Source organism: Kordiimonas laminariae, from assembly GCF_023008165.1.
GTDB lineage: Bacteria > Pseudomonadota > Alphaproteobacteria > Sphingomonadales > Kordiimonadaceae > Kordiimonas > Kordiimonas laminariae.
In genome coordinates this window covers 1-9694 of sequence record NZ_JAKQZA010000015.1, presented here as the reverse complement: position 1 = coordinate 9694, position 9694 = coordinate 1, and the positions used below count along the sequence as shown (strand labels likewise).

At 43.7% G+C, this 9694-nt stretch carries 9 protein-coding genes and 4 tRNA genes; 4 read left to right on the top strand and 9 right to left on the bottom strand.

Translation table 11 applies throughout. The features are described from left to right. Nucleotides 1-267: hypothetical protein (locus MF542_RS17445; protein ID WP_247021852.1), on the top strand; the 267-nt coding region annotated here is incomplete at its 5' end. Nucleotides 268-509: 242 nt separating this feature from the next. Here the strand turns inward: MF542_RS17445 and MF542_RS17440 are convergent. The 8 genes from MF542_RS17440 to tig form a co-directional block, all read right to left on the bottom strand. Further along, a tRNA-Val gene (locus tag MF542_RS17440) sits at nucleotides 510-585 on the bottom strand. 21 nt (nucleotides 586-606) lie between these two features. Then, a tRNA-Val gene (locus MF542_RS17435) sits at nucleotides 607-682 on the bottom strand. Between the two features lie 24 nt (nucleotides 683-706). After that, nucleotides 707-782 (bottom strand) — tRNA-Val (locus MF542_RS17430). 155 nt (nucleotides 783-937) lie between these two features. After that, the gene (locus tag MF542_RS17425; protein WP_247021850.1) at nucleotides 938-1213 is read right to left on the bottom strand and encodes an HU family DNA-binding protein; all 276 of its coding nucleotides are present in this window, start codon (nucleotides 1211-1213) and stop codon (nucleotides 938-940) included. Between the two features lie 159 nt (nucleotides 1214-1372). Further along, the gene (lon, locus tag MF542_RS17420) at nucleotides 1373-3790 is read right to left on the bottom strand and encodes an endopeptidase La (RefSeq protein ID WP_247021849.1); all 2418 of its coding nucleotides are present in this window, start codon (nucleotides 3788-3790) and stop codon (nucleotides 1373-1375) included. Between the two features lie 176 nt (nucleotides 3791-3966). Beyond that, complete coding sequence (clpX, locus tag MF542_RS17415; protein WP_247021847.1) at nucleotides 3967-5235, bottom strand: ATP-dependent Clp protease ATP-binding subunit ClpX; 1269 nt, start codon at nucleotides 5233-5235, stop codon at nucleotides 3967-3969. Nucleotides 5236-5329: 94 nt separating this feature from the next. Further along, nucleotides 5330-5950 carry an ATP-dependent Clp endopeptidase proteolytic subunit ClpP gene (gene clpP / locus MF542_RS17410; RefSeq protein WP_281501766.1) on the bottom strand — a complete coding sequence of 207 codons (621 nt, stop codon included), beginning with the start codon at nucleotides 5948-5950 and terminating at the stop codon, nucleotides 5330-5332. A gap of 204 nt (nucleotides 5951-6154) precedes the next feature. Then, nucleotides 6155-7651: a trigger factor gene (gene tig / locus MF542_RS17405; RefSeq protein ID WP_247021845.1), complete on the bottom strand. Its 1497-nt coding sequence runs from the start codon at nucleotides 7649-7651 to the stop codon at nucleotides 6155-6157. A 390-nt stretch (nucleotides 7652-8041) separates the two neighbouring features. Here tig and MF542_RS17400 point away from each other — a divergent pair, with 390 nt between their 5' ends. From MF542_RS17400 to MF542_RS17390, 3 genes are read left to right on the top strand one after another with little or no spacing between them, the layout of a single operon-like run. Next, a complete protein-coding gene (locus MF542_RS17400) occupies nucleotides 8042-8626 on the top strand; it encodes a TetR/AcrR family transcriptional regulator (protein WP_247021843.1) in 585 nt (194 codons plus the stop codon). Nucleotides 8627-8635: 9 nt separating this feature from the next. Further along, nucleotides 8636-8926, top strand: coding sequence for a YciI family protein (locus MF542_RS17395; RefSeq protein ID WP_247021841.1), 291 nt, complete (start codon nucleotides 8636-8638; stop codon nucleotides 8924-8926). A 9-nt stretch (nucleotides 8927-8935) separates the two neighbouring features. Continuing rightward, complete coding sequence (locus MF542_RS17390; RefSeq protein ID WP_247021839.1) at nucleotides 8936-9544, top strand: DNA-3-methyladenine glycosylase I; 609 nt, start codon at nucleotides 8936-8938, stop codon at nucleotides 9542-9544. Between the two features lie 63 nt (nucleotides 9545-9607). On the opposite strand, the gene MF542_RS17385 is transcribed toward MF542_RS17390, so the two are convergent. Next, nucleotides 9608-9693 (bottom strand) — tRNA-Leu (locus MF542_RS17385). Nucleotide 9694 lies beyond the last annotated feature (1 nt).

The window sequence follows — 9694 nt, the reverse complement described above, 5'->3', positions numbered from 1 at the left end:
CTCGAACCCGCGACCCTCGGCGTGACAGGCCGATACTCTAACCAACTGAGCTACACCCGCGCTTTGCTTGCGGAGCGGGTTTTAGAATTTCCCACTCCTCATGTCAACGCTCATTTTCATATTTCTTCAACAAAAATGACTTTTCTCTATAAAAGCAAAAAAGCACCAACCAAGGCAGGCAAAACCAACAGTAAAAAAAACAACCCAGATAACCCTAACTTTTTAAACAAATCAAAAAGCAAGATGGGAAGATTCAAAACCGGATGATAAGCCCCTACCACCCTAACAAAAGAAACTAACCTCGTCGCTCTAGATGCATCACGATCATACATCCGATCTCTCGGGTCTTCTGGCGCCCAGGAGGCCTCATAAACAATATCAGGCGGGTTGGAAGCTAAATCTTTATCAGACATACGTCATCTCGCACAAACCAATACCAGCATAGACACAGCTTAACCGGGCTACTGTACTCAATTAGGGAGATAAGTTTAAACTTTAGGGAAATAAAGTGGTGGGCGATGACAGGCTCGAACTGCCGACCCTCTCGGTGTAAACGAGATGCTCTACCAACTGAGCTAATCGCCCACTTTATAAATGAAGAGAAGATGGTGGGCGATGACAGGCTCGAACTGCCGACCCTCTCGGTGTAAACGAGATGCTCTACCAACTGAGCTAATCGCCCTTCTCTTCAGAGAGCAGTTTTGAATGGTGGGCGATGACAGGCTCGAACTGCCGACCCTCTCGGTGTAAACGAGATGCTCTACCAACTGAGCTAATCGCCCATTCAAAAGTGCGTTGCACCCCACGCTTCCGTGTGGCGTGAGCGGGGTTTTACGGCGTAACACTCATCCTGTAAACCCCTATTTTACATTTTTTTGAAAAGAAAAACGGCCGCAGGTTTCCCCACGGCCGTTTCTGCAAAATACACGTAAACCAATTAAGCGTTTACAGCGTCCTTGAGACCTTTACCAGCCTTGAACTTAGGCTGCTTAGAAGCAGGAATATCGATCTCTTCACCTGTACGTGGGTTACGGCCCTTTGTTGCAGCACGTTGTGCTACAGCGAATGTACCGAAACCAACGAGACGAATTTCTTCACCAGAAGAAAGTGCGCCAGTGATTGAGTCAAACACAGCATCTACTGCTTTACCAGCATCAGCTTTAGATAGATCAGCTGCTTCCGCAACCTTTGCGATCAAGTCATTTTTATTCAAGGTATCCCCCTCTGAGTTGAAGAGCGTATTTCGACATTTTTCCGAAATGCGAACGCAGTTTAAGCGCGTTGTTTTCCATATGTCAAAATAAAAAACCGCAGAAAACTGCGGTTTTTAATCTTTTTTTTCTTGAATTTTCCTGAATAGCTATCAAGGAGGCTAATGAGTCGTCAATTCAGATACATCAGACGCGTTTTCTTTCGCATCTGCAGCATGCTCATCATCCTCATCCCACTCTATAGGTTCAAGCGGCTTAACGAGTGCATGTTCCAGAACTTCATCAATCGTAGAAACCGCAACGATTTCAAGGCCTTTCTTAACATTTTCAGGGATTTCAGCGAGATCTTTTTCGTTATCTTTCGGGATAAGAACTTTAGAAACACCCCCCCTTAAAGCGGCCAAAAGCTTCTCTTTAAGACCACCAATCGGTAATACCCGGCCTCTCAAAGTCATTTCACCGGTCATGGCAATATCTTTGCGAACAGCGATCCCTGTAAGCACAGAAACAATGCTTGTACACATAGCTCCACCCGCTGAAGGGCCATCTTTTGGCGTCGCTCCCTCAGGAACGTGGATATGAATATCCTTTTTTTCAAACATTTTTGGATTGATTCCAAAATCAACGCATCTGGAATGCACGTAAGAGCGTGCAGCCTGAATTGATTCTTTCATCACATCACCGAGCTTACCGGTGGTTTTAATCAATCCCTTACCTGGAACCGTAACAGCTTCGATAGCTAATAACTCGCCACCAACCTGGGTCCAGGCCAGACCTGTTGTTAAACCAACCTGATCTTCTTCCTCTGTCTGACCGAATCTATGACGGCGGACACCGGCATACTGAGCAAGATTTCGTGAAGTCACGCTTATCTTATCCTTAGAGCCGTCAACAATCTCTTTCACAGCTTTACGTGTAAGCTTCGCAAATTCCCTTTCAAGCGAACGTACGCCCGCTTCACGGGTGTAATATCGAATCACATCGCGGATAGCGCCATCGGAAATAGTCCACTCGCCCTCCTTCAAGCCATGATCTTCAACTTGCTTAGGAATCAGGTGGCGCTTAGCGATTTCAACCTTTTCATCTTCTGTATACCCGGAAAGCTGGATGATCTCCATCCGGTCCAGAAGTGGTTTTGGCATATTCAAGGAGTTTGCAGTTGTAACAAACATCACATTCGACAAATCATAATCTACTTCGAGATAATGATCGTTGAACTTCGCATTTTGTTCAGGGTCCAGCACTTCAAGTAAAGCAGAAGCGGGGTCACCTCGGAAATCCTGCCCCATTTTATCAATTTCATCAAAAAGGAAGAGCGGATTCGTTGTGCCTGCCTTTTTCATGGACTGCATAACTTTACCTGGCATGGAGCCAATATAAGTACGTCTGTGACCACGGATTTCTGATTCGTCACGAACACCGCCTAACGAGAAGCGAATAAACTCGCGCCCCGTTGATCGAGCGATAGACTTACCAAGCGAGGTTTTACCAACACCAGGCGGACCAACAAGGCAAAGAATCGGACCTTTAAGCTTTTTCGCGCGCTGCTGAACTGCGAGATATTCAATGATTCGCTCTTTAACTTTTTCAAGGCCGTAGTGATCAGTATCTAAAACCACTTCTGCCTGCTTGATATCCTTCTTAACGCGAGACTTTTTGCCCCACGGCACAGATAGCATCCAATCAAGGAAGTTCCTTACAACTGTAGCTTCAGCTGACATTGGGCTCATGGATTTGAGTTTTTTCAATTCTGCCAAGCATTTGTCACGTGCTTCTTTGGTAAGCTTGGTTTCGGCTATTTTTTCTTCAAGTTCCTGAATTTCTTCGCGGCCATCATCGCCCTCACCCAGTTCTTTCTGAATAGCTTTAAGTTGCTCATTCAAATAATATTCACGCTGAGTCTTTTCCATTTGGCGTTTCACACGGCCGCGAATTTTTTTCTCCACCTGAAGAACACCGATTTCGCTTTCCATAAAGCCAAAGATTCGCTCAAGACGCTCAATAATGGAAACAGTACCAAGAAGCTCCTGTTTATCATCAATTTTCAAAGCTAAATGCGACGCAATTGTATCTGCAAGCTTGCTCGGGTCTTCAATCTGATTCACAGTCGCCAATACTTCAGCTGGAATCTTCTTATTCAACTTCACATATTGCTCAAACTGGGTAATTACCGAGCGGGAAAGTGCTTCAACCTCCGCTGGATCAGCCGTTTCACCGGCTAAAAGCATACCCGTCGCGGCAAAATAGTCATCTTCACGTGTAAATTCATTGATCTGTGCGCGATTAAAGCCCTCTACAAGGACTTTCACAGTACCATCAGGCAGCTTTAAGAGCTGGAGCACGGATGCCACAGTGCCGATTCTGAACACATCATCAGATGTTGGGTCATCCTCGGAAGCATCTTTTTGAGCAACAAGCAGGATTTGCTTATCTTTCGCCATTACTTCTTCAAGGGCACGGACAGATTTGTCGCGGCCAACAAAAAGAGGGACGATCATGTGAGGAAAAACAACAATATCCCTGAGCGGTAGCACAGGTAGTTCAATTTGATTCGTAGTATCTTCTGGAGAATCGGTCATAGGAATATGCCTATTAGAGTTTATTTATCTTATGTATCAGTTTAAGGCAGTTTCTAGAAAAACAGAAAGAAAAAGACGCTAAATGCGCCTTTAACACCTAAATTACATGCTTTAGTTATAAAAATAGGGGCTGAACCATCTGATTCAACCCCTTTAAGCAACTTATTAGCCGTAAATTACGCTGATTGATCAGCTTCCTCACGTTTTTCCGAGTAAATAAGCAGAGGAGTCGCTTTTCCATCTACCACATCGCCATTAATCACGATCTCTTCAACGCCTTCCATGGAAGGCAGATCGAACATGGTATCAAGAAGCGTGTTTTCCATGATAGAGCGCAAACCACGAGCACCTGTCTTACGTTCAATCGCTTTACGAGCAACAGCAAAAAGCGCATCATCTGTATAGTTCAGCTTAACATCTTCCATATCAAAGAGTGCTTGATACTGTTTAAGAAGAGCATTTTTAGGCAAAGACAAAATCTTCACCAATGCATCTTCATCCAGATCTTCCAGAGTTGCAATAACAGGAAGACGCCCCACAAATTCAGGGATCAAACCAAACTTCAGAAGATCTTCTGGCTCTGTTTCTTTGAATAGTTCACCAACACCGCGCTCGTCAGGACCTGCAACTGTTGCACCAAAGCCAATAGATTTACCCTGCATACGGTTAGTGATCACTTTATCGAGACCAGCAAATGCACCACCACAAATAAAGAGAATATTTGTCGTATCAACCTGCAAGAATTCCTGTTGAGGATGTTTGCGCCCACCCTGTGGCGGAACACTTGCCACAGTACCTTCCATAATTTTCAAGAGCGCTTGTTGAACACCCTCGCCCGATACATCGCGCGTGATTGATGGGTTATCTGCCTTACGGCTGATTTTATCCACCTCATCAATATAAACGATACCGCGCTGCGCGCGTTCAACATTATAATCTGCTGCTTGAAGAAGCTTCAGGATAATATTCTCAACGTCTTCACCAACATAACCAGCTTCAGTAAGCGTTGTTGCATCTGCCATTGTAAACGGCACATCAAGGATACGGGCTAGTGTTTGTGCCAGCAGCGTTTTACCACAACCTGTTGGTCCAACCAGTAGAATATTAGATTTAGAAAGCTCTACTTCAGTTTTTGAACCAGTTGCATGATTAAGGCGCTTGTAGTGGTTATGTACAGCAACAGCGAGAACCTTCTTCGCTGCAGCCTGCCCGATCACATAATCATTCAGAACTTCAAGGATCTCAAGCGGGGAAGGAACACCTTCACTTCCCTTACTCAGCGAACCCTTACTTTCTTCTTGAATAATGTCGTTACACAGCTCAACACACTCATCACAGATAAAGACCGTTGGTCCTGCGATCAGTTTGCGTACTTCATGCTGACTCTTGCCACAGAAGGAGCAATAAAGTGTATTCTTCGAATCATTGTTACTCAAGTCGGTCACTGCTTTAAAAATCTCACTTTCATTCTGTCGTCTTGCTTTACCAAGCTTTTTTATAAAAGCATAAAAGCGTTATCAGCACGTTAATTGAAACGACCTACGCTTTTGTATCTCTTGATACGTAAACTTCATCAATCAGACCAAAGTCTTTGGCTTCATGAGGCTCCATAAAGTTATCGCGGTCCAACGCTTTCTGAATAACATCAACAGATTGCCCTGTGTGTTCCGCGTAAATCTTATTGAGGCGTTCACGAATATTCAAAATTTCACGCGCTTGAATTTCGATATCAACCGCTTGACCTTGCGCACCGCCAGATGGCTGATGAATCATAATCCGTGAATTTGGCAGTGCATAACGCATACCTTCCGAGCCCGCAGCAAGAAGCAACGACCCCATTGAACACGCCTGCCCTATACAGATCGTAGCAATCTTCGGCTTGATATACTGCATAGTATCATAAATAGCCAAACCACTTGTCACATGCCCACCAGGGGAATTGATGTAGAAAGAGATGTCTTTCTCAGGGTTTTCAGCCTCTAAAAACAGGAGCTGTGCAACAATAAGACTGGAAACATGATCATTCACAGGCCCAGTAAGGAAAATAATACGTTCCTTCAAAAGGCGTGAATAAATATCAAATGATCGTTCACCGCGGTTTGTTTGCTCAACAACCATCGGCACCAAATGGTTAGCGAACGGTTCCATAATATCGCTCATAAAGCGCTCCAATTAATAAACTCAAAAACACTGCTAAAAATTAGACAGGCGTTGTTTGCCTAGCTGTAGCAAACACTTCTAACTCCGGGCAAGTAATATCCACCACACAGAACAGTTAGATAATGCATCATAAGCATATTTAAACAAAAAACATAAAAAAAAGGCGCCCTAACAGACGCCTTTTTCAGAATATTCAAACTATGATTACTCTTTGTCAGCTTTCTTAGCAGCAGCTTTCTTTGCCGGTGCCTTTTTAGCTGGCGTTTTCTTAGCAGCAGCTTTTTTCGGTGCAGCTTTCTTAGCTGGAGCCTTTTTCTTAGCTGGAGTCTTTTTCGCTTTAACTGGGTTTGCTTCTTCTTCGTCGATTTCGCGAACGGCAGCTTCAAGATCTTCACGAGAAACTGTTTTATCTGTGAGATCAGCTTGCTCGATTACAAAATCAACAACCTTCTCTTCGAAGATTGGAGCACGAAGCTGTGCACGAGCTTCTTCATTCTTCTGGTAGAATTCAAATACTTGAGATTCTTGACCAGGGAAACGACGCGCTTCTTCAATAATCTTACGGTTAACTTCTTCCTGAGTAACCTGAACTTCGTTTTTAACACCGATTTCAGATAGAAGAAGACCAAGACGAACACGGCGCTCTGCAATTGCACGGAACTCAGCAGCTTCTGCTTCATCTTCTGGTGCATCTTTACCTGCGAAATCTTCTTCTTTCGCTTCGCCAGACATAACAGCATCACGTTTGATCTGCTCCCAAATCTGAGCAAACTCAAGGTCAACCATGCCAGCTGGAACAGCAAAATCATAGCTGTCAGCAAGACTGTCTAGAAGCTTACGCTTAAGGTGGGCACGTGTAAGTGAGTTATTATCTGCCTCAAGCTGACCTTTAAGCGCTTCTTTAAGACCATCTAGGTCTTCAAGGCCAAGGTTCTTGGCAAGTTCATCATTTACTTCAGCTTCTGCAGGACGGCGAACCTCTTTCACATTCACAGTGAATTCAGCTTCTTTGCCAGCAAGATCTTTAGAGTGGTATTCAGCAGGGAATGTTACTTTAACAATCTTTTCTTCACCCGCTTTAGAACCAACTAGTTGGTCTTCAAAACCCGGGATGAACATACCTGAACCAAGCTCAAGCTGGTGATCTTCAGCAGCACCACCATCAAACGCCTCGCCGTCGATACGACCAAGGTAATCAATAAGAACCGCATCACCTTCTTTAGATTTTGCAGTTTTAGCAGCTTTCTTGAAAGATTTCTGCTGACCAGCAATGCGCTCTAGCGCTTCATCAAGGTCTTTGTCTGCTACTTCAGCAACCCAGCGCTCAAGTGCAGGTGCTTTAAAGTCTTCCACATTAACTTCAGGAAGGATTTCAACCTTTAGAGTGTACTCAAGATCAGTACCGTCTTTGTACTCATCCATATCTACTTCAGGACGAAGAGCCGGGCGGATTTCTTTTTCTTCGAACAGCTTTGCAGATGTTTCTTGCATAGCTTCAGAAATAACCTGGCCTTGTGCGCGCTCACCGTACATCTTCTTAAGAAGAGAAAGAGGTGCTTTACCAGGGCGGAAGCCGTTTAGTTTTGCAGTAGCACGGAATTCATTCAGAACTGCGTCGAGTTTTTCATTAAGCTCGTTAACAGCTACTGTTACTTTATATTCGCGCTTCAGGCCTTCGTTTAGCAGTTCTTCGATCTGCATCTCGTCCACTCTCTATATTACGTTGTCTAACGTCGTTTCACCCAGTTCAAGGCTGCTCAAATTAAGCGCCGCAAACCTTATTAAATGCGTTACCTGCACTTTGATGGTGCCAATTGGTGAAACGGCGAAAAAATACAAACTGTGTTTCAATTTAATTTCTTTGCACCGAGTTCGTCGGCTCGGATAAACCGTTACAAGGAAAAATTCAACAAAAAACGCCAAAACACAGCCAAAAGATAGAAGAAGGCACCATACTTCAGCCTCAAAACTAACCCAGTTAGCTGAAACTTCGTTTTTTAAGAATAGCCTTTTTTAATTGACAATTAGGACAACTGCCCTAATTTTACTCAAAATAGGACAATCGTCCTAAATCATTCAAACGAGACCGATATGACCAAAGAAACCACGAGAGAAAGAATTATCACCGTTGCGGACAATCTTTTTTATGAACAAGGATTTGACCACACCTCTTTCGCGGACATCGCTGGTGAGACCTCTATCTCTCGCGGAAACTTTTATCATCATTTCAAAACCAAAGATCAGATTCTGGAAGCGGTTATCGAATTACGACTTAAAAACACGCTAGCAATGATCAAAGAGTGGGAAGCAGCATCTCACTGCGCGAAAGAGCGAATAAAATCTTACATCACTATCCTTGATAGAAACAAAAATAAGATAGCAAAACATGGATGCCCTGTTGGTACGTTGACTTCCGAGTTAGCCAAGCTCAGCCATGACGCTCAAGGCTCAGCTAACAAAATATTCTCACTGTTTGATGAATGGCTACAAATACAATTCATAGACATAGGCCTTAACGACGAGGCTGAATTACTATCTCAACATGTTCTTGCCCGTAGCCAAGGTATCGCAACTTTATACAACACCTTCCAGAGCGATACATTCCTCAAGAAAGAAATATCACTTCTGCTCGAATGGCTTGAAGAAACCTGCTCAACCACCACAGCAAATCATTAAGAGAACATCATGTATATTATCACTTTAAAATTCAGCAAAAATAAGAACCTAGCCTCAGAATATATGGAATCCCATAGAGATTGGATCGAAGAAGGTTTCAAGGAATATAATTTCCTTTTAGTGGGTAGTATAAAGCCTTCCCTTGGAGGCGTAATTATCGCTCATAATACAACAAAAGACACGCTTGAGACCTTCGTTCAAAAAGATCCTTTTGTAATTCAAAATGTTGTCACTGCAGAAATACTGGAAGTATCTCCAGCACGCACCGCTGATTCTCTCGCGTTTCTCGCTAAATCTTAGGAATTCCATATGTCTCAGATATTTAAAAGCTGCGATAACAGAATGCGTTGTGCTTGGTGTGCCGCAACAGATGAATATATACATTATCACGATACAGAATGGGGATACCCAGTCAGTAATGATATCAAACTATTTGAAAAGTTATGCCTTGAAGGGTTTCAATCTGGACTTAGCTGGCGAACGATCTTGAGCAAACGCGATAACTTCCGCAAGGCATTCGATGGTTTTGACTTTAACAAAATAGCATTATTCTCAGAAGAAAATGTGAAGCGCCTACTTACTGACCAAGGTATTGTCCGACACCGCGGTAAAATAGAAGCTACTATCAACAACGCAAAACGCGCAAAAGAAATGGTAGATGAGTTTGGCTCTATCGCCGCCTACATTTGGAGATACGAACCTGATGCAAACTCCTTAGACGCACCTCAAACGGCCTCCACATCTGAAGAATCAATTGCAATATCAAAAGACCTCAAGAAGCGTGGTTGGAAATTTGTTGGCCCCACGACGGTATACGCCTTCATGCAAGCTATGGGGCTTATCAACGACCATGCAGAGGGATGTGAGTTTAGGGAAAAAGCATTCGAGCTAAGGAAAAACTTCAAAAAGCCAAAGTGATTTAGCGCTTACCAGCCGCTTTACCATGATCTTATTGATAATTGATATATTTTCTGAAGATCATGGTGCGGGTGGAGGGACTTGAACCCCCACGTCCGAAGGACACCAGAACCTAAATCTGGCGCGTCTACCAATTTCGCCACACCCGCA